The organism is Stutzerimonas kunmingensis, assembly GCF_014764705.1.
GTDB lineage: Bacteria > Pseudomonadota > Gammaproteobacteria > Pseudomonadales > Pseudomonadaceae > Stutzerimonas.
This window is the reverse complement of the sequence record NZ_JACXXG010000010.1, coordinates 102,322-125,727: the sequence shown is the minus strand read 5'-3', so window position 1 is coordinate 125,727 and position 23,406 is coordinate 102,322. Positions and strand designations below refer to the sequence as shown.

Sequence of the window (23,406 nt, the reverse complement as noted above, 5' to 3'; positions counted from 1 at the left end):
ATGACGAGCCAAGCCAAGTTTTCACTGGGTAAGCTGTTTGCACTGGGGCAGGGTCGCGCTAAACGCGCCGCTCAGCAGCCGGATGCTTGGGAGGACCATGTTGCCAAACTGCGTGAACGTGGGATTCCAGAGCCTGGCGAAGCGGTAGAAAGCGATCAGAGCGCCGTCTCTGAGGCCGACTATCGCCGGGCATACGACGTGCCACCTTCGTTCGTTCGCATGCTGCCATGGGCTGAGTACTTGCCTGACGGCGAGTGCATGCTTCTGGAAGATGCTGTCTCGGTAGCAGCGTTCTTTGAGCTCTCTGCAGTTGGTACCGAGGGGCGGGAGCCCGATTGGCTCCGAGCACTGCGGGACGGACTCGAGAACGCCTTGCAGGACAGCTTTGACGAACACGACGATCAGAATTGGGTATGCCAGTTCTATGCACGTGAGGATACGAACTGGGACCCCTTTACGGAGCGCCTTGAGGATTACATCCAACCCCGTGCGAAGGGGACGAAGTTCACCCAGAGTTACTTGCGTGATTTCTCGCACCACCTCAAAGGGGTTTCCCGACCGGGCGGGTTGTTTGAGGACACGGCCGTCTCCCGGCTACCGTGGCGCGGGCAGATGCGCGAAGTGCGGATGGTGATATACCGCCGAGCGAACGGTAGTACCGCCCGACGTGGTCAGTCTCCTGAGGACGAGCTCAACACTATCTGCGATCGGCTGGTGGGCGGCCTGGCCAACTCCAACGTACGCGCCACTCGCATGAACGAAGCGAATATTCATGACTGGCTGCTGCGTTGGTTCAACCCTAACCCCAAACTGATGGATGACAAGGACGAGTTTTATCGTCTGACCGCATACCCTGAGACTGCAGAACCTGGAGAGCTTGAGCTGGCAACAGGCCGGGACTTCTCAGATCGACTGTTCTTCAATCAGCCCATCTCCGACGTCGAGAATGGGGTTTGGTACTTCGACGACATGCCGCATCGTGTCGTGATGGTCGACAGGCTCCGCAACGCCCCAAAAATAGGGCATCTCACAGGGGAGACCAAGAAAGGCGGAGACGCGATCAATGCCCTCTTCGACCAGATGCCTGAGGACACAACCCTGTGCATCACCATGGTTGTTACCCCGCAAGACATCCTTGAGGACAAACTAAATTACCTGGGCAAAAAGTCCGTAGGTGACACCCTCGCGTCTTCTCAGGCCCGGGAAGACATCGATCGTGCCCGATCGATTCTCGGTAGCTCCCACAAGCTCTACCAATGCAGCATCGGCTTCTACATCCGTGGCGATGATCTCCAGCAGCTGGACGACCGAACGCTGCAGCTGCACAACGTGCTGCTGAACAACGGCCTCCTGCCTGTGCGTGAGCATGATGAGGTGGCACCCCTCAACAGCTATCTTCGGTGGCTACCTGCCTGCTTTGACCCATCGGTAAAAAATGCCGAGTGGTACACGCGCCTAATGTTCGTCCAGCACGTCGCCAATCTCTGTCCCATCTGGGGGCGGAGTGAGGGCACTGGGCATCCAGGATTTACCGTGTTCAATCGTGGCGGCGGACCAGTAACCTTCGATCCGCTCAACCCTCTTGATCGGCAGATGAATGCGCACCTGTTCCTGTTCGGCCCGACGGGGGCTGGTAAATCAGCAACGCTCAATTCCTTGATCCACCAGGTGCTGGCGATCTATCGGCCACGAATCTTTATCGTCGAAGCGGGTAACTCCTTTGGTCTGACAGGCGACTATGCCGCCCGGATGGGCCTCACCGTGAACCGAGTAAAACTTGCCCCTGGATCTGGAGTCAGCTTGGCCCCGTTTGCAGACGCTACGAAGCTGCTTTCGCCAGAACAGCAAGACCGGCTCAACGTAGAGGAAGAGGACCTGGAGGACGATCTCCAAAGCCGAGGCAAAAACACCCCGGATCAAAGTGCGGATGATGATGATGAGCGAGACATCCTGGGCGAGCTGGAAATCACAGCTCGGCTAATGATCACTGGGGGCGAAGCTAAAGAAGATGCACGCATGTCCCGAGCTGATCGAAGTGCGATCCGCCAGTGCATTTTGAAAGCGGCAGAACGCTGCCAACGGGAGGGTCGGACCGTTCTGACTCAGGATGTTCGAGATGCGCTTCACGCAGCGAGCCGCGATGAGTCGCTACCCGACGCGCGACGGCACCGCATGCTTGAAATGGGCGACGCGATGGACATGTTCTGCCAAGGCGCTGACGGCGCCATGTTCAACCGGGAGGGCACTCCTTGGCCTGAGGCAGATATCACGATTGTTGACCTTGCCACGTACGCGCGGGAGGGCTATGGCGCTCAGCTCTCCATCGCGTACATCTCTCTCATCAATACCGTGAACAACATTGCCGAGCGCGATCAGTACCTTGGGCGTCCGATCATCAACGTAACGGACGAGGGGCATATCATCACGAAGAACCCTCTCCTCTCTCCCTACGTTGTGAAGATCACGAAGATGTGGCGGAAACTGGGCGCATGGTTCTGGCTCGCAACCCAGAATGTCGATGACTTGCCCCCCGAAGCGGCGCCGATGTTGAACATGATCGAGTGGTGGATCTGCCTGAGCATGCCGCCTGATGAGGTTGCCAAGATCGCCCGCTTCCGTGAGCTGAACGACTCACAGAAAGCGCTGATGCTCTCGGCCCGCAAGGAAAAGCACAAATACGCGGAGGGCGTTGTGCTGAGTAAGTCGATGGAGCTGCTGTTCCGTACAGTTCCGCCGAGCCTGTATCTGGCTCTTGCGATGACAGAGCCGGATGAAAAGAACGAGCGTTATCGGATCATGAACGAGCATGGCTGCGACGAGGTGGACGCGGCGATCATCATGGCGGAACGCATTGATAAGGCGCGTGGGCTTGAGATTATCAAGCGGGAAAATGCGGAGGATCAGTATGAGTAGTCGGGCCATGGACACCGTAACGCAAGAGCTGATCGACACCTTGACTGTGCTGCTTCGCGAACATCCAGCCGCAGCGTTGCAATCGCTGCAAGTTGGCGCGCCCGCGCTGATTGACTCGCTACAGATCGTGCGGAGTTTCGCCGTCGATCGCCGTGAAATCAGCGCTTCTCTTGTTGAGAAACTGAATGACTGGCTTGCCCGACACCCCCAGCCAGATGATGCATCACATGAGCTGCTTTCTATCCGGGCCACTCTGGAACTGCCCGAAATCCGCTTGCCGGATGGGGCGACTGTTTGTCGGTAGGAACCACTGATTTAAGGGGCCTCTGGCCCCTTTTTTTTTGCTCAAGGATTCGGTCGGAAAATAGTGAAGTACGAGATTCGCATTGTTTGCGGTAAGGAGGACAGGATTGCGTTTGACTGCCCACAAATGAACCGCAGGGTGCAGTCCGATGGTCACACTCCGAACCGCTCGATCTCTATATGCCCGCCTTGGGGCCTCGCTTTGCCTGTGGGGCGGCGCGGCCATGGCCGAGACGATTGTCGTTACGGACAGCCAGCACCCTGTCACAAATGCGGGCAATGCCAGAGTCATTGAGCTGGACAGACCTGCGCAGCTCACCCAGGCCCTGTCGCAAGGATTACCAACCGATCCGCAGCGGGCGGCCTCTGCAGCCGAGGAGATGCTCTCCAGCGAAGAGGGCCGCCGCCTAACGGCAGAGCTCCGGCGCGCCTATCAGGATGTCGCAGACGCCAAAGCCCTGAAGGTCCAGAAAGTGCCCGCTGTGATCGTAGACAGGACCTATGTGGTCTACGGGCTTTCGGATGTAGCTGAGGCAGCAGGCCTAGTCGACGCTTACTTGCAGGGGGCGCACTAACGATGGCGCTGATCCGACTGCATCAAATGCGTCGTTCGTTAATGATTGGCGCGCTGGCGATCAGCTCGCCGGTCTTAGCGATCGAGACCTCCACTCTTGTTCAGTCCGCACTAAGCGAGGATTGCATCGAATATCAGGTCGTGGGCATTTGCTTTTGGTTGCGGTGTACCAGCTTTGGTTGCGACGTCGAAACGTCGGTCAAGGTACGGCACTTTATTCCTGAGACGGTGGTATCCAGCTACTCAGTGACCGGCCAAAACCCGTGGACCGAAGTTGCCTCCTATAGCAGTCCGACCGGGGCTGCACAGGACGGCGGCAACAGCACAACCAACCACAAGCGCGAAAACGAGATGAGCATCTTCAAGAATGTCGATGTCATCGGCCATCCAGGCACCCTTCTTAATGAGTTCGCGCAGTCGACGGGGTATATCTGCGATAGCGCGACTACCCCTTACGTCCCTTACTTCCTGAGTGTGCTCGACACGGTTGCGTGGCGATTCGGCATTCCGGAAATGGCCTATCCCCAATCCCTTATACCTGGCATGCGAGAGGTCGGCGGACTTCTAGAAGGCAACACCTGGGGCAACGTCTATCCGCGTGAAGGTTTTCTACACCAAGTTGACGACCACAAGGCATCTGCGGTCATGGCGCAGCGGGCGGGCGATATCGTCACGCGCACCTGGCAGCCACATGTGTACTTGCCAATCACTGCGAATGAGAAAGATGGGTACTGGCCACCAGAGCCGATCGTAGAAGGCGATATCACGAACCACAAATGGCAAGAGCTCGTGCCAACGCTACGAGATACCTGTGCGGTGTTTCCCCATGACATGACGCGCGATCAAGCAATAGACGGTGGTTATGCATGGGCTCTTTGGCGCCCGTACAGCTGCTGTGAAAGGAAGGGCCAAACCTTCCTCGGCAGCGTCGATTTCGCGCAGTGAAGAAAGTGATGCCCCGGACAACGGACTTTGGAACAGTGAGGTTTTCGATGATAGGTTCTTGCCCCCCTCCCCAGCGCTCCTCTCTGCTGGCTGCTTCGCTAGCGGTCGCCATCCTGGCGATGGGGGCAAGCCATGCCTCTGCGGCAGAGTACGGTTACGAAGCTTCAGGCAATGTCATCGCAGATGACGTGCTGTATAGCGTTGGTGGCGGCAGCGCGGTCGGGATGGGGCGGGCGGGAAGCATGCGCAGTCTTGGCGTTGGCGTTGGCTGGAATAGCAGCTTGGTCTGCGGAAATATGAGTCTAAGTACTACCCTTCAGAACCAGTTGAACGGTGCTACACAGGGTTTCCAGAACATCATGAGTAGCGTCATTCAGAACGCTACCAGCGCTGTCGCATCGCTACCTGCTCTTATCATTCAGCGCGCAAACCCCGCGCTCTACAACCTCCTCACCAACGGCATTCTCCAGGCTCGGGTTGACTTCGACCGCAGCAAAATGACGTGTCGGGCAATGGCCGAGCGGATGGCCGACGCAGCCGGTCAGCAAATGGGCTGGGGCCAGATTGCGGAAGGGCAGGCGATGAGAGAAGCCATTCTTTCCTCTGACCAGGACGCGGTTTCTTCCGTGACCGAGGCAGAGGAGAGTCGCGGCCGTTACGGTGTTCCTTGGGTCGGTGGCCAGAACGCGGGAGGAGATGGCCAGGAGCCGATCCGGATAGTCAGTGATATTGCCAAAGCCGGATACAACCTCCTCAACGAAAGAGCTGTCATGGAGACGTCCTCGATCAGTGAAGAGGATTGTAACGACGGGCTAGTTTGTGATGCCTGGGAGAGTCCTGAAGCTGCAGCAGCATTCGCCGTTCGGGTACTTGGGGAAGAAGAGCAACAGACCTGCGAGGGCTGCACCAAGACATCGACCATTCCCGGTGTGGGACTTACCCCGCTGATTCAAGAAGAGTACGAGCGAAAGCTGACGGCGCTGGAGAACCTGGTCGCAGGAAATACTGGCTTAACTTTGGAGAACTTAAAGGAAGCGAGCACGGCCTCTGTTCCTGTGACTCGACGCTTGATCGAGGCTTTACGGCAAGAGGAGGACCAGGATCTGCTGACTCGACGGCTGGCCTCTGAAATTGCGCTTTCAAGCATTGTTGAGAAGGCACTCTTGCTGGTTCGTATTTTGTTCGCCGGCACCCGCGAGCCAAATGTTGCCTCCAATGATCTCGCGCTAGCTGCGGTTGATAAGCAAAACCGCAGCCTGCAGCAGGACTTGGATAACCTCAAAACGGAGCTGGAACTCCGTCGCTCCCTTAGCGGGAACGCAGCCAAAACGATCATTGATCGCAACCTGGAGAAGCGTGAGAACTCTCGCGGCGTGTTCCAAGGTGATCCCATACCAAATCGTCTGCAGCAGATTGATCGATAAAGAGGCGACCTAGATGGCCATCACCAAAATCCTTCGATCAAAAGGCCTCTGGATAGGCGTCGCCTGGACCATAGCGCTGTTTGTCGTCGGCCTCGCCGCCATGTCTTGGGGTGTTTCCATGCTTGGGAGCGTTGATGCGTGGGAGCGAATGCTCGACCAGGCAGCTCCTCTCCTCTTTGTCTGGCGATGCGTTGTCTATGCGGCCATGGTTTGGTGTTGGCTAGGGCTCAAGCGCAGGGTGCTAGAGCGCGAGCCATCCGCAGATGCCCGCAAGCGGCTGCTTCGTGTCGAAATCGCGGTTGGCCTAACGGTCGTCGTGTTCGAGCTGGTCAACGCTGGCGTTATCTAGGAACGAAACCATGACTCTCTACACCACGGATTACCTTGAGTACTTTCTGACGCTGGTGTCTTGGATCGTCAGCAATGGCATATGGGCGACGCTTGCGGATACGGGGCTCTTCGCTGTTCCCTTCTTCGTTATCGTCTTGCAGGAGTGGCTGCGAGCCCGTGCTGAAGGTGCTGACGAAGGCAACAAGGGCATATTGTCTGCCAACCGCATTGAGACGCGGGTCTGGGTTGCCTTAGTGGTTTTGTTCTTTGCAGCGCTGCCGCTCATGCCTGTGGATTTCTCGACGATCGAGTTCAATACCGAGCGAAGCATGCAATGCCAGGCATTCGTACCTGCAGGGGAGGCGACGAAACAGCCTGAGGACACTGCCTACGGCGCCTCATTCTCCACCCTCAACGGCCAGAGCGCTAAAACTCCTTTGTGGTGGTTCATGATGCATGCTGTATCGCGGGCTGTGACAAGTTCCAGTATCGCAGCCATACCATGTGGCTTCGACTTGCGGCAGATGCGTATGGAGGTCGACACCACGCGAGTAAACGATCCGCTTCTTGCGCAAGAGGTAGCTGATTTCACCCGAGACTGTTATGCGCCATCGAGAGCGAAGATGTTTCAGGATCGCCCAGAACTCTCTGAGGAGCAGCTCTACGACGTCTCGTGGCCCGGCTCCAAGACATTTCTGGAGAGTGGGGACTACTACGGCACGTTCAATTCCACCAAGCCCAGGGCAGACTGGCCGTACAGTGAGTCACGAGATGAAGGGCTAGCACGCGTTGGCAGTGGTGGTGGTTACCCAACCTGCAGGGAATGGTGGGCCGATGAGAACATCGGGCTCCGTAGCCGTTTGCTAGGCCAAGTCGAGCCGACACTCCTCGAGCGCTTTAGTAACTGGCTCGCCGATCGAAGCCAAGAAGAGATTGGCGACTCGCTTATTCGGGCCGTGGTCGCGCCCGCTCAGCAATCGATGACTTTAGGCCAAGTCTATGCAGATTACGGTGGGCAGGTTGGGCACACATTGCCTAACGCAACGGCGCGGGTAGCCAGCGACATCGGCGCAGCTGCAGGAGCGTTGGCCTACTTCCCGGCGATGGATAAGGTTCGTCAGGCCCTGCCGATGGTGCTCTCTTTCATCAAGCTGGGCATGGTCGTCTGCATTCCGTTTGTCCTGGTCATGGGGACGTACAGCCTGAAGACCCTTACAACCGTATCGATGATCTACTTCGGGATCTTCTTTGTTGAGTTCTGGCTGCAGCTGGCAAGATGGCTGGATTCGACGATCATCGACACGATGTACGGCAGCGGCGCCCCGCACTCCACGCTCAACCCCCTGATGGGGTTGAACAACGCGACGGGGGACATGGTGTTGAACTATGTAATGGCCGCGGTCTTCATTTTCCTGCCCCTGTTCTGGATCGGCGCCTTGAGCTGGGCCGGCTTCGCCGCTGGGGGCGCACTGCAAGGGCTTCAGATGGGGACAAGTGGCGTGAAGGATGCTGGTGGCAAAGGGGGTGGCATGCTGATGAAAGGCGCTAAAGGCTAACCCTGGGTTTCCCCCCCAAAAAAAACCCGCCTCGACCGGGGCCGAGGCGGGCCTGTTGCAGTGCTAAAACGATTCTTACATGAAGAAATCGTCAAAGCTGTCACGCATCAGGTCGTACAGGCTATACAGCCTCCACACCTTCAGCAGACCGCTCATAGTACGTCGCAAAAGCTTCATACTTGGCCCCTTGTTAGCTGAGGCCAAACCTCCAGCAGCCCGTACCGGACAAAGACTGCCTTTGGATTCGCTACGTGAATAGACGCATCCGGTGAGGCGACCAGGTTGTGATCCCCTCTATGTCCGGGCCCAGTTTCTCAGGCTGAGCTTGAGGGGGCGAAGAATCCTGTCGACTTCTGGCTCCCCCATCCGGGGTCTAAGCTCGTAGTGAGCGACAATGATGATACCCGTTTTCGAATTATGGCAAATTGCTTTTTTGCAGGGTCAATCGGCATGGTGGTCATGGTGGTGGTGATGGATGGATTCGCTTCCGTACACCTGGTGACCACCACCATGGCGGTTAAGGGGTTGATCGGAGTTGCACCATGATCTAGGATGAACCCACGTGAATAGACGCATCTGGTGTAACGGATGTGCAAGCGTTACGCCTCTCAACGTAACGCTTGGGAAAAACCGCCCTCTCAGGCGGTTTTTTTATGCCTGCACAAAAGCCGCACCACCAGCATGGTGGCCGTGACATGCTCGCTTCTGTGCCAATGGATTATCGGCGTGGTGATCAGCATGGTGATCAGTATTTGACTCGGAATGTAGGCGAGTCCTCAGGCCTCATCTGACGGCGATCGTAGATGCGCGTCGTGCTGATATTGGCGTGCCCTAGCCATTGTTGAACCTTGGCGATGTCGGCCTCGTGTTCAAGCGCGTTGGTCGCGGCCGTGGCTCGCAGCCCATGCACTCCGAGCCCCGCCACTTCGATGCCGGCCGCCCGGGCATACTCCCCCACCAATGCGTAAATGCCATTGGCCGACACGCCGGAGCCGGTGCTGCGACCGCGTAGCGGCATAAACAAGGGGGCTCGCTCCTGCGACAGGTGATGACCTGACGCCTCGAGGTAGGCATAGATCCGCTCGGCTGCAACCGGGTGTAAAGGCAGGTACCGCAGCTTGCCGCCTTTACCGTGAACACATAAATGCTTGATGCCCCGACGTTCCTGCAGATCTGGGACGGTAAGTCGTGCTGCCTCCTCGCGACGAAGCCCGTGATACAGCAACACCGCGAGAATCGCCCGATCACGCATGCCCTTGATTGTCGACGGATCCGGTGCATCGAGCAGTGCCTTCGCCTGGTAATCGCCTAGCGCCGGTGTCTTGCCTTCGTTACTTTCGATCTTCGGACGCTTCACCCCATGCACCGGGTTCCCGCCGGAGACGGCATTGCATTCAAGCAGGTGATCGAACAGGCTGGCCAGCGCGGCCAGCTTGCGCCGGATCGTCGCCCCGGCCAGGCCGCGCTGTTCGAGCTGACGACGCCAGGCGAGGACATGCGCCCGGGTTACAGCTCGGAACTGGTCCGGGCTGCTGATGCCAATGAAACTGTTGAAGTCCTCAATATCGCCCTGGTAGGCACGGCGCGTGCGCGGGTTGTCCAGGTTCGCAAACCACTCGGCCGCAGCTGGCACTTCGGCCAAGCCCTGGAACTCGGCTGCTGTGAGGCGGCGCTCACTTGCGACCTGCAGGACACCGGCTGGTTGTGCGATCAGATCATTCATTCTCGTCCTCTGCCATGCAGGCGCACAGCTCATCGTCGTCCTGGAAGATCATCAGGTCAGTGAGGTCGTCACCGATCCCGGATAGATCCTCGATCCATTCCACAGCCTGATAGGGAAGGCCGCAGAGCGGGCAAGTGTCGTCATCGTAGAACATGGGGAACGTCCTCTTGATGGGTTCCCCTGGTCATTTGCGATCACGACCCTTCCCGACGCAAATTCATCGACGTCGGCGTTCTTCAAATATAACGATAACGTATTTTATCGTTAATTAAATGGCCCGTGATTGGTGACTGATTAGACCAGGGCGCGTCGTTCATCACGCCCAGGACGGGCAGGCGTTTGCGCCAGCTAAACACGCGGATAGACGCAGCGTAAGCAATCACTACGCAGACACTAGTTGACGACTAATAAATACAGGGTACTATCAGCTTAGTGTTTAAGTAGTGATTGCCTAGTGGCGGAGTAGCTTGTGATGATGATTGAAGATGTTGGAAATGAAGAGTGCGTAACGGTTTACACCTGTCGCGGTAAGGACAGAATTCTTTATGAGGGTGGCAGCCAGGCTTGGCGGATTGACATGTCAAAAGCGTCGAAGCGTAAGTACCTGGTGTGTGTGCAGAACAGAAACCAGACTTGGGGCCAAGCTACGGCTGAGCATCAATCGGCGTTTCTTATCGGCAAGATCAGCACGGTAACGAAATCAACGGAACAGGGTGCTTCGGATCGATCGATCATAAAGATATCTGCATTCGCAGAATTGAACGTCCCTAATTCATGGGATGGGAATCGAAACCCTGTCGCATACACTAAATTGTCAGATTACGGCATCCACACCCTTGATGACCTCGAAGGCCTGTCCTGGACGCGACTTGGCAGTCATATTGATTTTGGAGACGTGGAACCCAAAGAGATGCCAGGTGATGACTACGAGGCCGCTACGATTGACGATCCGATATTGCCTGCGCAGGAAGAGCCAAAGTCATTGTCGATTGATGAGGCGAAGCGAGGATTAGCATTGAGGTTTGGGGTTGGGGTTGAGCAAATCGACATTACCATCCGTGGCTGAACTAGCTGGCATCAGCTAAGGTCGGAAATATTTGGTCAAATCCAACTGATATTCAGCCATTTCGCATTCGCACTAGGTACTTCAGTCGCTGTCTGTGAACCGCCATAGCCATTTCGCAGTGCGAAATGGCTATGGCTTAGTCGGGCCGCCAGGGCGGCAACCTGCGCAACGCTAGGATAGGGCCTGTTCCGGCATTTCCTGACGTATTACCGCCAGGATCTGCCAAGGCGTCTGTCTATTGGGGAAGGGTTCCGGCTAGCTGAATAGCAAGCCGGGCAGATGGCAGTCGCGATTAGGTGTGGCAGAAGCCCTTCCGCTTGGATTTTGGTTCCATTGCCCCCAAACCCTTAGCCCAAAAACGAAAACCCCCTTCCGGGACTTTTACCAATCGCTGGGGTGCTCGGCTCGCTGATGCACTACCCTGAGGATCTGGATCTCATCGTTCACGACGCGGTAGGGCGCGAGGAATGGATAGCGTGTGATGACCACTTCCCGCACGTCAGGCTTGAGCGAGGGACGCCCCATCCCAGGGAATGCTTCCAAGAGTTCTAGCTGCTCTAGGATCTGCACGATGATTGCGTTTGCGTGGTCCTCTCCAACGAGAGGACCGTAGTAATCGAAGATCGCGTCTAGATCACTGTCCGCTGGATCGGTTATTACGATTTTCGGCACGGCTCACCCACTTAGCCTTGACGGCTGCTAGATCAGTAAGTTTGCCCGCGTCCGCAGCTTCGATGCCGACCTCGATCGCCTGCAGGTGCCACGACTCGGACTCGAGGTAACGAGCCATAGCACGCTTTACATGGTACAGACGATCCCGGTCGGTAGCCTCGGCCAGCTTGTCCAGCTGGGAGACGATTTCTTCGTCAAGGCGAAACGACAGAACAGGCGAAGCCATTTTAGCACCCTCCGGTTACACCGTAAACTTTGTAAACACGATCAGCTTAAGTATACGTCTATCACTACATAATTCAATAAAAAATTGCAGAAATGTATGGTTCCAGATGCATACGACATAGCGATTCTGCAGTCGATTGCAACGCCCCTGGCTAGATAGTCGTCGACCTATGCACACCGAGGAGATCGGCCACCTTAGATACAGAGCAGATGCCTGGCGTGATCAAGCGGTGCCTGCGAGAGGGTATGCGCTGGCCAAACTGGCCCCGCCCTGCCATGGCTATCTTTCTGCCTGTAGGTCACGACTGCGACCCGTAAGAGCTGCATTTGTCCGTGCAACGACAACCTCACCCAGTGGCAGCTGATCGAGCTGGCCGAGCAGGCGTACGAAGCCGCACCCACTGGCGGCCAATCGCCGACTGAGCACCAAAGCTCTATCGAATAACGCGCCACACGGCTCTCACTTCCGCCCACCGACCAAGACTCATCGAATCAACTCACACGACAACTATCCTGACGCGGCGGGCCTATCGCACAGCTCTATGTCAAACGGCAATATATTTACGTGCCAAATTTTGTGCCGAGATAGTTGCGAATCGGTTTTGAGCCTCGATTAATCGAAGCAAATTGGCACAACATGGTGATAATAGATATTGCTAAATATCAAGCGCTTAGCCAAGTATACGACCATCCAGACCGTTTATCGCCGAAAAATAACATTTGACGCTCAGCTATAAATTTTGCCCTCCGAAGGAGGTCGTGGGTTCGAATCCCGCCGGATGCGCCATATAGATAGTCGTTTCGAGTCCCGCTCGAAACGCTCCGACAAAGCCCGCTCACTGCGGGCTTTTGCGTTTCCGCAGGTCCGTCAGCGATGAACGGATCGCCTGCCAACGACGGCCGGTCGGCTCAAGGCAAACCTGCCGCGCCATCACCGATCACCCCTCAACCTAACCTCACGCGCGTTTTAGACGCATCCTTGATATTTGCCCGGCAAACAATAAATGTTCCTTGTCCCATTTATTGCCATTGCTTATTAACCCTGCGATAAACGCGCACTCGCCATGACGCTACAAGGATGTACCGATGCGATTGCTGCGCCGAGCCCTGGGGGCTGTCTTGTTGTTGGCCGTGCTGGTCGTGGGGGTCGGGCTGTATTTCGTGGCCTACCCGAACCTTCCAGAGTACGAAGCGCCCGAAGCGCTGCATTATCTGGAGCAGTGGGACACCACGCAGCGGCAGACCTATTACTACACGCCGCAAGGCACCCAGGTTAAGGGACTGGAGTACGACTGGTTCCGTGCGCTGGAGCTGCCCTTCAGCCGGGACAGGTTCGCCACGCCCGACTACCTCGCGCGCTTCGGCTTTCTGGTCGATCCCGCACAGCAAGCCACCGCGCTGAACCCCGGCAACCTGCCGGTCGGCTTTGCCCGCCACGAGGATGATGAGACCGGTCGCGCCTATCTGGATGTGACCTGCGCGGCCTGCCACACCGGCGAGCTGCGCTATGGGGGTCAGGCCATTCGTATCGACGGCGGCGCGGCGATGCATTCGCTGGCCTCCACCGTGCCGACCTTGCGCGGTGGAGCCTTTGGCCAGGCGCTGGGCATGAGCATGGCCTTCACCTATTACAACCCGCTCAAGTTCCGTCGCTTCGCCGAGCAGGTGCTGGGCGAGCGCTACGAGCAGGACCGCGCGCAGTTGCGCCACGACTTCAAGCAGGTGCTCGACCGTCTGCTCGGCACCGCCTACAACGACTGGCACCGCGGGCTCTACCCTACCGAAGAAGGCTTCGGCCGTACCGATGCGTTCGGTCGCATCGCCAACAGCGTGTTCGGCGACACCATCGATCCGGCGAACTACCGCGTGGCCAACGCGCCGGTGAGCTACCCGCATCTGTGGGATATCTGGAAGTTCGACTGGGTGCAGTGGAACGGCTCGGCCATGCAGCCGATGGCGCGCAATATCGGCGAGGCGCTGGGTGTTGGCGCCACGCTGCGGCTGCTGCATGAGAACGGCCAGCCCGTCGCCGAAGCCGAGCGCTACGCATCGGGCGTTCGCGTACGAGACCTGCACAGGCTGGAAACCACGCTCATGCAGCTGGCCCCGCCCCGCTGGCCCGAAGACGTGCTGGGCGCGATCGATCTCACGCAGGCCAGCCTCGGTCGCGCGCTGTACAAGGAAAACTGCGCGCATTGCCACGACGCCAGGCCCAGGCCGGTCGACAAGCGTTTCGCTGCCGAGCGCGACCCCGAGTGGCGCATGAAGGTGATCCCCACCTCCTTCGTCGGTACCGATCCGACCACGGCCGACAATATCGCCGACCACCGCTTCGACCTGACCCGTCTGGGCTGGACTCAGGACGAGCTGGATCGTCTGGATGTGCAGCTGTATGGCGCGCCAGCCGGCCCGCTCGATCTCGCCAGCCTGTCCAGCGCCAAGGGGCTGGCCTATATCACGGTCTATGTCGAAGAGCGCGCCTACCGTGACGCCGGCATCGACGAGGTCGAGCGCGCGGAATTCGACGGCTTCGGCCTGCCGATCGGCGTGCAGGAACTGCGCGGCTACAAGGCACGTCCGCTGGACGGCATCTGGGCGACGCCGCCGTTCCTGCATAACGGCTCGGTCCCCACTCTGTTCCAGCTGCTGTCGCCGGTCGCCGAACGGCAGAAGCAGTTCTGGGTGGGTAGTCGCGAATACGATCCGCAGCACGTAGGTATCCGCACCGAGCGCTTCGACGGCGGCTTTCTGCTGGATACCGCGATCACCGGCAACAGCAACCGCGGCCATGAATTCCGCGCCGGCTGCCGTGGCAACGGCGTGATCGGCCGGGCACTGGCACCGCACGAGCGCTGGGCGCTGGTCGAGTACCTCAAGGTGCTCGGCGACCCCCGATTCGAACCGCGCCTCGAGGAATTGCCGGCGCCCCCCCACAACCCCGGCCCAAGCTGCCCCTGACCTGCCCCCGCACAAGGATCTGTTTCATGCTGACAAGACTCTGGCTCTGGATCGGTCGCCTGCTGGGCCGGCTGCTGCTCGCCGTCACCGCCGTGGGCCTGGCAGGCTGGGCGATTGCCGCCGTCCACTTTCACCTCACCCATCGTGGCCCCGTCTCCAGCGAAGAAGTCATCGCGCCGAGCGAAGCGGCCGACACCCAGGCGATCATCGCCGACGCCATTGCCGTGGTAGAGCAGTACAGCGGGAACACCCGTGTGCTGCGCGACGCCCATGCCAAGGCCCACGGCTGCGTGCGCGCCGAGGTCAGCGTGCGCGCCGACCTGCAGCCCATGCTGCGCCAGGGCGTTTTCAGCGAACCGGGCAAGACCTGGCAGGCCTGGGTGCGACTGTCCAACGGCAACGCCTATCCGCAGTTCGACCGCATCCGGGACGCGCGTGGTATGGCGATCAAGCTGCTCGACGTGCCGGGGGAAAAGCTCAGCCGCGACCCGCGCCACGCCAGTGAGCAGGACTTCGTGATGTTCAACCACCCGGTGTTCTTCGTCCGCGACGTTGCCGAATACCGCAGCAACTTCGCCGCCCAGGCGCAGGGCAAGAAGGCGCTGGCGTTCTTCCCGAGCGTTGATCCGCGCAGCTGGGAGCTGCGCCATCTGTTTATCGCGTTGCAGACCCTGGCGCCTGCACCGCAAAGCCCGGTTGCCACCACCTACAGCTCGGTGGCGCCCTACAAGTTCGGCCCGCATAGCATCAAGTACCGGGTCATCCCGACGCCGGAGAACTGCCCAACCTACCAGCTACCCGAGCAGAACCGCGACCTGCCGAACTTCCTGCGCAGTGCGCTCTATCAGCAGCTGTCCCTCGACCGCGCGCCCGCCTGCTTCGCCCTGCAGGTGCAGCGGCAGAACGCCGAGCACTACATGCCCATTGAGGACACCAGCATCGAGTGGGACGAAGCCATCGCGCCATTCGAGACGGTCGCCGACATCCGCCTGCCGCCGCAGGACTTCGACAGCCCCGAGCAGAATCTCGCCTGCGACAACCTCAGCTTCAACCCCTGGCACGCACTGCCGGAGCATCGTCCCATCGGCGGCATCAATCGGCTGCGCAAGGCGGTGTACGAGGCGATCAGCAGCTATCGGCTCGAGCGTAACGGCGCACTTTGACGCGACCGTCGTGGTCCATCCGCCGGCCGTTGCCGACCACGGGCCATCCGGTCCTGTCTTGCCGGGCAGAGCCCTGCTAGCATCAATCGGGACTCCATCGCCCGACATAGGCACCCGTTTGCAGAAGATGAGCGCCACCCTGTCCTCGTCTCCCGGTTCGGTGACCCTCGATCCAGGGGCTTCACCATTGCGGGCGCACATCGTCGGTGACTGGACCATCGCCCATTACGCAGCGCTGCGTCGTGAGGTGCAGCGGCTCAGGGCGCGGATCGACGAGCGCAGCCAGATCGAGCTGAGCGGGCTGGGTGCACTGGATACGGCAGGCGCCGGCCTGCTGGTGGAACTGCTGGGACCCGAGCGGATCGCCGCCATTGAAGCCTGGGCGCCGCAATTGCCGGCCGAACGCCTGGCGCTGCTGCGCACCGTTGCCAGCGCCCTGGATCAACCGGATGCCGCCGAGCCGCCGCGTGGCTATGCCTTCGGCGACATACTGGCCCACGTCGGTCGCACCGTCGCTGCGGTATGGAAGCAGCAGCGCATGCTGCTCGGCTTTATCGGCCTGACCCTGCAGACGCTGCTGCTGACCCTGCCGCGACCGCGGCGCTGGCGGCTGACCTCACTGGCCGTGCATATCGAACAGACCGGACTGGACGCGGTGCCGATCGTCGCATTGCTGACCTTTCTGGTCGGCGCGGTGGTGGCCTTTCTTGGCGCGACCGTGCTCGCCGACTTCGGCGCTACTATCTACACCGTCAATCTGGTGGGCTTTTCCTTCCTGCGCGAGTTCGGCGTGCTGCTGGCGGCGATCCTGCTCGCCGGACGCAGCGCCAGCGCCTTCGCCGCGCAGATCGGCTCGATGAAATCCAATGAAGAGATCGACGCGGTCCGCACCCTCGGCCTGAGCCCGATCGAGCTGCTGGTGCTGCCACGGGTGCTGGCGATGCTGATCACGCTGCCGATCCTGACCTTCGTCGGCATGCTCAGCGGCATCGCCGGCGGGCTGGTGGTGTGCGTGCTGGCGCTGGACATCTCGCCGACGATGTTCTTCAACATCATGGCGCGCGATATCGCCGTCAGCCATTTCCTGGTCGGGCTGGGCAAGGCCCCGGTATTCGCCTTCATCATCGCGGTGATCGGCTGTCTGGAAGGCTTCAAGGTCAGCGGCAGCGCGCAGTCGGTGGGCGAGCACACCACCTCCAGCGTGGTCCAGGCAATCTTCATGGTGATCCTGCTGGACGCCATCGCCGCGCTGTTCTTCATGGAGATGGGTTGGTGACGAGCAACGACTCGCTGATTCAGGTACGCGGACTGGTCAATCGCTTTGGCAGCCAGACCGTGCACGAGAATCTCGACCTGGACATCCGCCGTGGCGAGATTCTCGGCGTGGTCGGCGGTTCTGGCACCGGCAAGTCGGTGTTGCTGCGCAGCATCGTCGGCCTGCGCCGGCCCAACGCCGGCAGCGTAACGGTATTTGGCGAGAACCTGCTGGAACTGTCGGCCGAGCGCCGCTCACAGCTGGAACGACGCTTCGGCGTGCTGTTCCAGCGTGGCGCACTGTTCACCTCGCTGAATCTGCAGGAGAACGTCGCCCTGCCGCTGATCGAGCACGCCGGCCTCGAACGCAAGGATGCCGAGCACCTGGCGCGGCTGAAGCTGGCGCTGGCCGGCCTACCGGCGGACGCCGCCTGCAAGTACCCCGACGAGCTGTCCGGCGGCATGATCAAGCGCGCTGCACTGGCGCGCGCGCTGGCGCTGGACCCGGAAGTACTGTTCCTCGACGAGCCCACCGCCGGCCTCGACCCCATCGGCGCGGCAGCCTTCGACCAGCTGATCCTGACCCTGCGCGACGCGCTGGGCCTCAGCGTGTTTCTGGTGACCCACGATCTGGATACGCTCTATACCATCTGCGACCGGGTCGCCGTGCTGTCGCGCAAGCGCGTGCTGGTGGCCGATCGCCTGGAGGTGGTGGAAGCCACCGACGACGCCTGGATTCGCGACTACTTCCACGGCCCACGTGGCCGGGCGGCGCAACAGGCTGCCGACTTGCAGGAGAACTGACATGGAAACCCGCGCCCATCACGTGCTGATCGGCCTGTTCACCGTCCTGGCAGTCGGCGGCGCCCTGCTGTTCGCCCTCTGGCTGGGCAAGTCGAGCATGGATCGCGAATACAACTATTACGAGATCAGCTTCAATCGCGCGGTCAGCGGGCTGTCCAACGGCAGCTCTGTGGAGTACAGCGGCATCAAGGTCGGCGACGTCGAAGCGCTGTGGCTCGAGCCGGACGACCCACGCAAGGTGCGGGCGCGCATCCGCGTGTATTCCGGCACGCCGATCAAGCAGGACACCCGCGCCCGCCTGGCGCTGGCCAACATCACCGGCAGCATGATCATCCAGCTGCACAGCGGCACGCCACAGAGCCCGCCACTGGAGGGCAAGCGCGGCGAGCCGCCACTGATCATCGCCGACCCATCGCCGCTGAGCGCGCTGCTGGAGAACGGCGAAGACCTGATGACCAACATCAACAACCTGCTGCGCAGCGCCAACCTGATGCTCTCCGAAGACAATGCCGGTCGCATCGGCCGCACCCTGGCCAATCTGGAACAGGCGACCAGCGTGCTGGCCGAGCAACGGGGCGATCTCAGCGAAGCGCTGACCCAGCTCGGGCAACTGGGGCAGCAGACCAACACCGCACTGGCGGAAATCACCCGCCTGACCCAGAACGCCAACGGCCTGATCGACGATGAAGGACGCCAACTGCTGAGCAGCGCGGGTGAATCGATGGCCGCGCTGGAGCGTGCCACCTCGCGCTTGGACTCGCTGCTGTCCGACAACCAGGGCGCGCTGAACAACGGCCTGCAGGGCTTCAGCGACCTCGGTCCGGCAATCAACGAACTGCGCGGCACCCTCGGCGCGCTGCGTCGCGTCACCCAGCGCCTCGAAGACAACCCGAGCGGCTTCCTGCTCGGCCGCGAAAAGATTCAGGAGTTCACCCCATGAGCCGCCTAGCGCTGTTCCGCCCCCTCGTCCTCGCGACGCTGTTCGGCACGCTTTCGGCCTGCACCTTGCTGCCCGACGCCGAACCAATCCGGGTGTTTCTGCTGCCGACCGGCGACGTGCCGGCAAATCAGTCCACTGGCACCTTGCGCCAGGCACTGCGTATTCATACCCCCCATGCAAGCCGCATCCTTGCCGGGCCACGCATCGCCGTGGTGCCGAACGGCAACCAGATCAGCAGCTATCAGGGCGCGCGCTGGGGCGATGCGGCACCGACGCTACTGCGCGACCGCTTGGTCGAGCAGTTCAGGCAAGGCGGGCAGGCAGCGGCAGTGAGCAATGAGGAAAGCAACCTGTTCGCCGAGCTGGAGCTGTTCAGCGATCTGAGGGCGTTTCAAAGCGAATACATCGACGGCCACCCTCATGTGCGGATCCGTCTCGACGCGCAGCTCGCCTCGACCGCTGACCAGCGGATTCTCGCCAGTCGCCGCTTCGACATTCTCCAGCCCGCCCACAGCCCACAACTGGAAAGCGTCGTCGATGCCTTCGCCCAGGCCAGCGACGAGCTGAGTCAGCAGTTGCAAAGCTGGGTCGTGGCGGTAGCAAAAAGCCATCCCGCGCAGTGAAAACCGGCGAAAAAGTCGATTAAAGGCGCTGAACCGCAGTTTTATTGACTCAGGCTAAGCGTAACCTTCAGGGCAATCGCTTATTATGCGAACTATCGCTTCACGTAAGGAACGCCCATGAAAGCGCCAGCCCAGAAAAATCTTCGACGGGTGCTGTTCGCGCTCGTCGCGCTCGTGGTAATCGGCCTGCTGGCATGGTCGGAGTTGCGCACGGATGGCTTGGGCGAGGGCTTTGCCAGCGGCAACGGCCGGATCGAGGCCACCGAGATCGATGTGGCGACCAAGCTCGGTGGTCGCATCCGCGAGATCACCGTCGACGAGGGCGACTTCGTCCAGCCGGGCCAGGTCATCGCGCGCATGGATACCGAAGTGCTCGACGCCCAGCTCAACCAGGCCCGCGCCCAGGTGCGCCAGGCAGAAAACGCCATCCTCACCGCCCAGGCGCTGGTCACCCAGCGCGAGAGCGAGAAGGCCACTGCCGAGGCGGTGGTATTGCAGCGGCGCGCCGAACTGACCGCGGCGCAGAAACGCCACCAGCGCACCGCTACCCTCGTCGGCCGCAACGCCCTGCCGCGCCAGCAGCTGGACGACGACCTCGCCGCCATGCAAAGCGCGCAGGCTGCGCTGGCTGCTTCGCGCTCGCAGGTGCTCTCGGCCGATGCCGGCATCGCCGCCGCGAGGTCCCAGGTCATCGAAGCGCAATCTGCGCTGGAGGCGGCACAGGCCAGCGTGGTTCGGCTGCAGGCGGACATCACGGATAGCGAACTGAAGACCGATCGCGTGGCGCGCGTGCAGTACCGCGTGGCGCAACCGGGCGAGGTACTCGGCGCCGGCGGCAAGCTGCTCAATCTGGTCGACCTGGCCGACGTCTACATGACCTTCTTCCTCCCCGAGCGCCAGGCCGGCCGGGTGGCGATGGGCAGCGAGGTGCGCCTGGTGATCGATGCGGCGCCACAGTACGTGATTCCCGCCAAGGTCACTTATGTCGCCAGCGTCGCGCAATTCACGCCGAAGACGGTGGAAACCGAGAGCGAGCGCGAGAAGCTGATGTTCCGGGTCAAGGCGCGGATCGATCCGGAACTGCTGAAGAAACACATGGAGCAGGTCAAGACCGGGCTGCCCGGAATGGCCTATCTGAAGCTTGACGCTGACGCCGAATGGCCGGCGCACCTGCAGATCAATGTCGGCAAATGAACCAGTCTCCTGACCCGGTCGCCGAGATCAGCGGAGTCAGCCTGCAGTACGGCAAGACCCGCGCGCTGGACGACCTCAGCCTGTCGCTGCCGGCGCGCTGCATGGTCGGCCTGATCGGCCCGGACGGGGTCGGCAAGTCGAGCCTGCTGGCGCTGATCGCCGGTGCGCGCAAGTTGCAGCAGGGCCATGTGCAGGTGCTCGACGGCGACATGGGCGATGCCGGCCACCGCCGCGCGGTCTGCCCGCGCATCGCCTACATGCCTCAGGGGCTGGGCAAGAATCTCTACCCGACGCTGACGGTGTTCGAGAACCTCGAGTTCTTCGGCCGGCTGTTCGGCCAGGACGCCGAAGAGCGCCACTGGCGCATCGCCGAACTGACCCGCAGCACGGGCCTCGCGCCGTTCGTCGAGCGCCCGGCGGGAAAGCTCTCCGGCGGCATGAAGCAGAAGCTCGGCCTCTGCTGCGCGCTGATCCACGACCCCGACCTGCTGATCCTCGACGAGCCCACCACCGGCGTCGACCCGCTGTCGCGCGCGCAATTCTGGGAGCTGATCGAGCGCATCCGTTCCGAGCGGCCACAGATGAGCGTACTGGTCGCCACCGCCTACATGGATGAGGCGCAACGTTTCGATCACCTGGTGGCGATGGACGCCGGCCAGGTGCTGGCCACCGGCACACCGGCCGAGCTCCTGGCGCGCACCGGCAGCGACTCGCTGGAGCAGGCCTTTATCCGCCTCCTGCCGGAAGCCAAGCGCAGCCAGCACCGCGAGCTGGTCATTCCGCCACAGCCGCACAGTGACAGCATCGCAATCGAGGCCCACGGGCTGACCATGCGCTTCGGCGATTTCGTCGCGGTGGACCAGGTCAATTTCCGCATCTCCCGCGGCGAGATCTTCGGCTTTCTAGGCTCCAACGGCTGCGGCAAGACCACCACCATGAAGATGCTCACCGGCCTGCTGCCGGCCAGCGAGGGCGAGGCGCTGCTGTTCGGCAAACCGGTGGACCCGCACGACATGCAGACCCGCCAACGCGTCGGCTACATGTCCCAGGCCTTCTCGCTGTACAGCGAGCTGACGGTGCGGCAGAACCTCGAGCTGCATGCGCGACTGTTCCACCTGCCGGTGGAGCGGCGCGCCACGCGCATTCAGGAGATGCTCACCCGCTTCGATCTCACCGGCGATGCCGAAAGCCTGCCGAGCAGCCTGCCGCTGGGCGTGCGCCAGCGCCTGTCGCTGGCCGTGGCGGTGATCCACAACCCGGAAATCCTCATCCTCGACGAGCCCACCTCCGGGGTCGATCCGGTGGCGCGCGATGGCTTCTGGGAGTTGCTGGTGCAGCTGTCCCGCGAGGACGGCGTGACCATCTTCATCTCCACCCACTTCATGAACGAGGCACTGCGCTGCGACCGCATCTCGCTGATGCATGCCGGACGGGTGCTCGATAGCGACACGCCGCAGGCGCTGATGGCCAAGCGCGGCCTGCCGACGCTGGAAGAGACCTTTATCGCCTACCTGGAGGAAGCCGCTGCCGCACATGCCGCCGACCAGCCAGCAGCGCCGCCTGCCGCGACGCGCAACCCGATCCAACCGGCCGGCAACAATGGCCGTCAGGCCCGCTTCAGCCTGCGCCGCCTGCTCAGCTACACCCGTCGGGAGGCCATGGAACTGCGCCGCGACCCGATTCGGGCGACGCTGGCGATGCTCGGCAGCGTGCTGCTGATGTTCATCATGGGCTACGGCGTCAGCTTCGACGTGGAGAACCTGACCTACGCCGTGCTCGACCGCGACCAGACCACCACCAGCCAGCACTACCTGCTGAACATGGCCGGCTCGCGCTACTTCATCGAGCAGGCGCCGCTGGCCAGCCATGCCGAGCTCGATCAGCGCATGCGCAGCAACGACATCAGCCTGGCCGTGGAGATTCCGCCGAATTTCGGCCGCGACCTCAAGCGCGGCGCCGTGCCGCAAGTCGCGTTCTGGATCGATGGCGCCATGCCGATGCGCGCCGACACCATCAAGGGCTATGTGCAAGGCATCCACCTGAGCTACCTGCAGCAGCTGGCCCGCGAGGCGGGCGTCGACGGGCAGCTGGCACCGGCTGACGTGGCCATTCGTTATCGCTACAACCCGGACGTGCAGAGCCTGCCAGCCATGGCACCGGCGATGATCCCGCTGCTCCTGATGATGATCCCGGCGATGCTCACCGCCCTCGGCGTGGTGCGCGAAAAGGAACTGGGCTCGATCACCAATTTCTACGTCACGCCGACCACCCGCCTGGAATTCCTGCTCGGCAAGCAACTGCCCTATATCGCCCTGGGCATGTTCAATTTCGCCACCCTGGCGCTGCTGGCGGTGTTCGTCTTCGGTATTCCGATCAAGGGCAGCATCCTCACCCTCTGCCTTGGCGCGCTGCTCTACGTGACCTGCGCCACCGGCCTTGGCCTGCTGATGTCGTCGATATTGAACAGCCAGATCGCGGCGATCTTCGGCACCACCATCGTCACCCTGCTGCCGGCCATCCAGTTCTCCGGACTGATCCATCCGGTTTCGGCGATGGAGGGTGCCGGTGCCTTCATCGGCAAACTCTACCCGACCAGCCACTTCCTAATCATCAGCCGCGGGGTGTTCTCCAAGTCGCTGGGGCTGGCCGAGCTGTACCCCTATTTCATTCCCATGCTGCTGGCCATTCCGCTGCTGACCCTGCTCAGCGTCGCCGGCCTGCGCAAGCAGGAGAAATGAC

The 23,406-nt window shown here is 60.9% G+C and carries 21 protein-coding genes; 17 read left to right on the top strand and 4 right to left on the bottom strand.

What is annotated here, in order from left to right; translation table 11 throughout:
* The 8 genes from IEG05_RS10620 (at position 1) to IEG05_RS10585 (ending at position 8,591) form a co-directional block, all read left to right on the top strand.
* Positions 1-2,913 (top strand): conjugative transfer ATPase, encoded by a 2,913-nt coding sequence (locus tag IEG05_RS10620; RefSeq protein WP_191122008.1) that lies wholly within the window; start codon positions 1-3, stop codon positions 2,911-2,913.
* A 7-nt stretch (positions 2,914-2,920) separates the two neighbouring features.
* Complete coding sequence (locus tag IEG05_RS10615; protein ID WP_191122007.1) at positions 2,921-3,217, top strand: hypothetical protein; 297 nt, start codon at positions 2,921-2,923, stop codon at positions 3,215-3,217.
* Positions 3,218-3,440: 223 nt separating this feature from the next.
* On the top strand, positions 3,441-3,791 hold the full coding sequence (locus IEG05_RS10610) for a TIGR03757 family integrating conjugative element protein (RefSeq protein WP_224742777.1): 351 nt from the start codon (positions 3,441-3,443) through the stop codon (positions 3,789-3,791).
* A gap of 2 nt (positions 3,792-3,793) precedes the next feature.
* Positions 3,794-4,735, top strand: a complete 942-nt coding sequence (locus IEG05_RS10605) for a TIGR03756 family integrating conjugative element protein (RefSeq protein WP_419581651.1) — start codon at positions 3,794-3,796, stop codon at positions 4,733-4,735.
* 47 nt (positions 4,736-4,782) lie between these two features.
* Complete coding sequence (locus IEG05_RS10600; protein WP_191122020.1) at positions 4,783-6,159, top strand: integrating conjugative element protein; 1,377 nt, start codon at positions 4,783-4,785, stop codon at positions 6,157-6,159.
* A 13-nt stretch (positions 6,160-6,172) separates the two neighbouring features.
* The gene (locus tag IEG05_RS10595) at positions 6,173-6,508 is read left to right on the top strand and encodes a hypothetical protein (protein WP_191122005.1); all 336 of its coding nucleotides are present in this window, start codon (positions 6,173-6,175) and stop codon (positions 6,506-6,508) included.
* Between the two features lie 10 nt (positions 6,509-6,518).
* A complete protein-coding gene (locus tag IEG05_RS10590; RefSeq protein ID WP_191122004.1) occupies positions 6,519-8,045 on the top strand; it encodes a conjugal transfer protein TraG N-terminal domain-containing protein in 1,527 nt (508 codons plus the stop codon).
* A 384-nt stretch (positions 8,046-8,429) separates the two neighbouring features.
* A complete protein-coding gene (locus tag IEG05_RS10585; RefSeq protein ID WP_191122003.1) occupies positions 8,430-8,591 on the top strand; it encodes a hypothetical protein in 162 nt (53 codons plus the stop codon).
* Positions 8,592-8,790: 199 nt separating this feature from the next.
* Here IEG05_RS10585 and IEG05_RS10580 read toward each other — a convergent pair whose 3' ends face one another.
* Together IEG05_RS10580 and IEG05_RS10575 are read right to left on the bottom strand one after the other, a co-directional pair.
* Entirely contained in the window at positions 8,791-9,768 is a 978-nt protein-coding gene (locus tag IEG05_RS10580) for a tyrosine-type recombinase/integrase (protein ID WP_191122002.1), read from the bottom strand.
* Complete coding sequence (locus IEG05_RS10575) at positions 9,761-9,922, bottom strand: hypothetical protein (RefSeq protein ID WP_191122001.1); 162 nt, start codon at positions 9,920-9,922, stop codon at positions 9,761-9,763. The genes IEG05_RS10580 and IEG05_RS10575 overlap by 8 nt, the downstream gene beginning before the upstream one ends.
* Before the next feature lie 318 nt (positions 9,923-10,240).
* Between IEG05_RS10575 and IEG05_RS10570 the strand changes: the two genes are divergently transcribed.
* On the top strand, positions 10,241-10,834 hold the full coding sequence (locus IEG05_RS10570) for a hypothetical protein (protein WP_046618161.1): 594 nt from the start codon (positions 10,241-10,243) through the stop codon (positions 10,832-10,834).
* Positions 10,835-11,215: 381 nt separating this feature from the next.
* Here the strand turns inward: IEG05_RS10570 and IEG05_RS10565 are convergent, their stop codons facing one another.
* Together IEG05_RS10565 and IEG05_RS10560 are read right to left on the bottom strand one after the other, a co-directional pair.
* Positions 11,216-11,506 carry a type II toxin-antitoxin system RelE/ParE family toxin gene (locus IEG05_RS10565; protein ID WP_046618162.1) on the bottom strand — a complete coding sequence of 97 codons (291 nt, stop codon included), beginning with the start codon at positions 11,504-11,506 and terminating at the stop codon, positions 11,216-11,218.
* Positions 11,469-11,732: a CopG family ribbon-helix-helix protein gene (locus IEG05_RS10560; RefSeq protein WP_046618163.1), complete on the bottom strand. Its 264-nt coding sequence runs from the start codon at positions 11,730-11,732 to the stop codon at positions 11,469-11,471. Before IEG05_RS10560 ends, IEG05_RS10565 begins: the two co-directional genes overlap by 38 nt.
* 1,085 nt (positions 11,733-12,817) lie before the next feature.
* Between IEG05_RS10560 and IEG05_RS10555 the strand changes: the two genes are divergently transcribed.
* The 8 genes from IEG05_RS10555 to rbbA all read left to right on the top strand — a co-directional run bounded on the left by IEG05_RS10555 (position 12,818) and on the right by rbbA (position 23,405).
* On the top strand, positions 12,818-14,689 hold the full coding sequence (locus tag IEG05_RS10555) for a di-heme-cytochrome C peroxidase (protein ID WP_191122000.1): 1,872 nt from the start codon (positions 12,818-12,820) through the stop codon (positions 14,687-14,689).
* Positions 14,690-14,715: 26 nt separating this feature from the next.
* Positions 14,716-15,852 carry a catalase family protein gene (locus IEG05_RS10550; protein ID WP_046618165.1) on the top strand — a complete coding sequence of 379 codons (1,137 nt, stop codon included), beginning with the start codon at positions 14,716-14,718 and terminating at the stop codon, positions 15,850-15,852.
* Between the two features lie 127 nt (positions 15,853-15,979).
* A complete protein-coding gene (locus IEG05_RS10545) occupies positions 15,980-17,128 on the top strand; it encodes an ABC transporter permease (RefSeq protein WP_046618253.1) in 1,149 nt (382 codons plus the stop codon).
* Positions 17,125-17,910 carry an ABC transporter ATP-binding protein gene (locus IEG05_RS10540; RefSeq protein WP_023445797.1) on the top strand — a complete coding sequence of 262 codons (786 nt, stop codon included), beginning with the start codon at positions 17,125-17,127 and terminating at the stop codon, positions 17,908-17,910. The genes IEG05_RS10545 and IEG05_RS10540 overlap by 4 nt, the downstream gene beginning before the upstream one ends.
* 1 nt (position 17,911) lies before the next feature.
* Positions 17,912-18,850, top strand: a complete 939-nt coding sequence (locus IEG05_RS10535; RefSeq protein WP_046618166.1) for an MlaD family protein — start codon at positions 17,912-17,914, stop codon at positions 18,848-18,850.
* The gene (locus IEG05_RS10530) at positions 18,847-19,473 is read left to right on the top strand and encodes an ABC-type transport auxiliary lipoprotein family protein (protein ID WP_014822140.1); all 627 of its coding nucleotides are present in this window, start codon (positions 18,847-18,849) and stop codon (positions 19,471-19,473) included. Before IEG05_RS10535 ends, IEG05_RS10530 begins: the two co-directional genes overlap by 4 nt.
* Before the next feature lie 117 nt (positions 19,474-19,590).
* The gene (locus tag IEG05_RS10525) at positions 19,591-20,667 is read left to right on the top strand and encodes an HlyD family secretion protein (RefSeq protein WP_046618167.1); all 1,077 of its coding nucleotides are present in this window, start codon (positions 19,591-19,593) and stop codon (positions 20,665-20,667) included.
* On the top strand, positions 20,664-23,405 hold the full coding sequence (rbbA, locus tag IEG05_RS10520; RefSeq protein WP_046618168.1) for a ribosome-associated ATPase/putative transporter RbbA: 2,742 nt from the start codon (positions 20,664-20,666) through the stop codon (positions 23,403-23,405). Before IEG05_RS10525 ends, rbbA begins: the two co-directional genes overlap by 4 nt.
* The last annotated feature ends 1 nt before the right edge of the window (position 23,406 follow it).

What these genes read in the sequence shown, in the direction of transcription:
- IEG05_RS10620 (WP_191122008.1), top strand. Translation starts at nt 1, where the DNA reads ATGACGAGCCAAGCCAAGTTTTCACTGGGTAAGCTGTTTGCACTGGGG.
- IEG05_RS10615 (WP_191122007.1), top strand. Translation starts at nt 2,921, where the DNA reads ATGGACACCGTAACGCAAGAGCTGATCGACACCTTGACTGTGCTGCTT.
- IEG05_RS10610 (WP_224742777.1), top strand. Translation starts at nt 3,441, where the DNA reads ATGGCCGAGACGATTGTCGTTACGGACAGCCAGCACCCTGTCACAAAT.
- IEG05_RS10605 (WP_419581651.1), top strand. Translation starts at nt 3,794, where the DNA reads ATGGCGCTGATCCGACTGCATCAAATGCGTCGTTCGTTAATGATTGGC.
- IEG05_RS10600 (WP_191122020.1), top strand. Translation starts at nt 4,783, where the DNA reads ATGATAGGTTCTTGCCCCCCTCCCCAGCGCTCCTCTCTGCTGGCTGCT.
- IEG05_RS10595 (WP_191122005.1), top strand. Translation starts at nt 6,173, where the DNA reads ATGGCCATCACCAAAATCCTTCGATCAAAAGGCCTCTGGATAGGCGTC.
- IEG05_RS10590 (WP_191122004.1), top strand. Translation starts at nt 6,519, where the DNA reads ATGACTCTCTACACCACGGATTACCTTGAGTACTTTCTGACGCTGGTG.
- IEG05_RS10580 (WP_191122002.1), bottom strand. Translation starts at nt 9,768, where the DNA reads ATGAATGATCTGATCGCACAACCAGCCGGTGTCCTGCAGGTCGCAAGT.
- IEG05_RS10575 (WP_191122001.1), bottom strand. Translation starts at nt 9,922, where the DNA reads ATGTTCTACGATGACGACACTTGCCCGCTCTGCGGCCTTCCCTATCAG.
- IEG05_RS10570 (WP_046618161.1), top strand. Translation starts at nt 10,241, where the DNA reads ATGATGATTGAAGATGTTGGAAATGAAGAGTGCGTAACGGTTTACACC.
- IEG05_RS10560 (WP_046618163.1), bottom strand. Translation starts at nt 11,732, where the DNA reads ATGGCTTCGCCTGTTCTGTCGTTTCGCCTTGACGAAGAAATCGTCTCC.
- IEG05_RS10555 (WP_191122000.1), top strand. Translation starts at nt 12,818, where the DNA reads ATGCGATTGCTGCGCCGAGCCCTGGGGGCTGTCTTGTTGTTGGCCGTG.
- IEG05_RS10550 (WP_046618165.1), top strand. Translation starts at nt 14,716, where the DNA reads ATGCTGACAAGACTCTGGCTCTGGATCGGTCGCCTGCTGGGCCGGCTG.
- IEG05_RS10545 (WP_046618253.1), top strand. Translation starts at nt 15,980, where the DNA reads ATGAGCGCCACCCTGTCCTCGTCTCCCGGTTCGGTGACCCTCGATCCA.
- IEG05_RS10535 (WP_046618166.1), top strand. Translation starts at nt 17,912, where the DNA reads ATGGAAACCCGCGCCCATCACGTGCTGATCGGCCTGTTCACCGTCCTG.
- IEG05_RS10530 (WP_014822140.1), top strand. Translation starts at nt 18,847, where the DNA reads ATGAGCCGCCTAGCGCTGTTCCGCCCCCTCGTCCTCGCGACGCTGTTC.
- IEG05_RS10525 (WP_046618167.1), top strand. Translation starts at nt 19,591, where the DNA reads ATGAAAGCGCCAGCCCAGAAAAATCTTCGACGGGTGCTGTTCGCGCTC.
- rbbA (WP_046618168.1), top strand. Translation starts at nt 20,664, where the DNA reads ATGAACCAGTCTCCTGACCCGGTCGCCGAGATCAGCGGAGTCAGCCTG.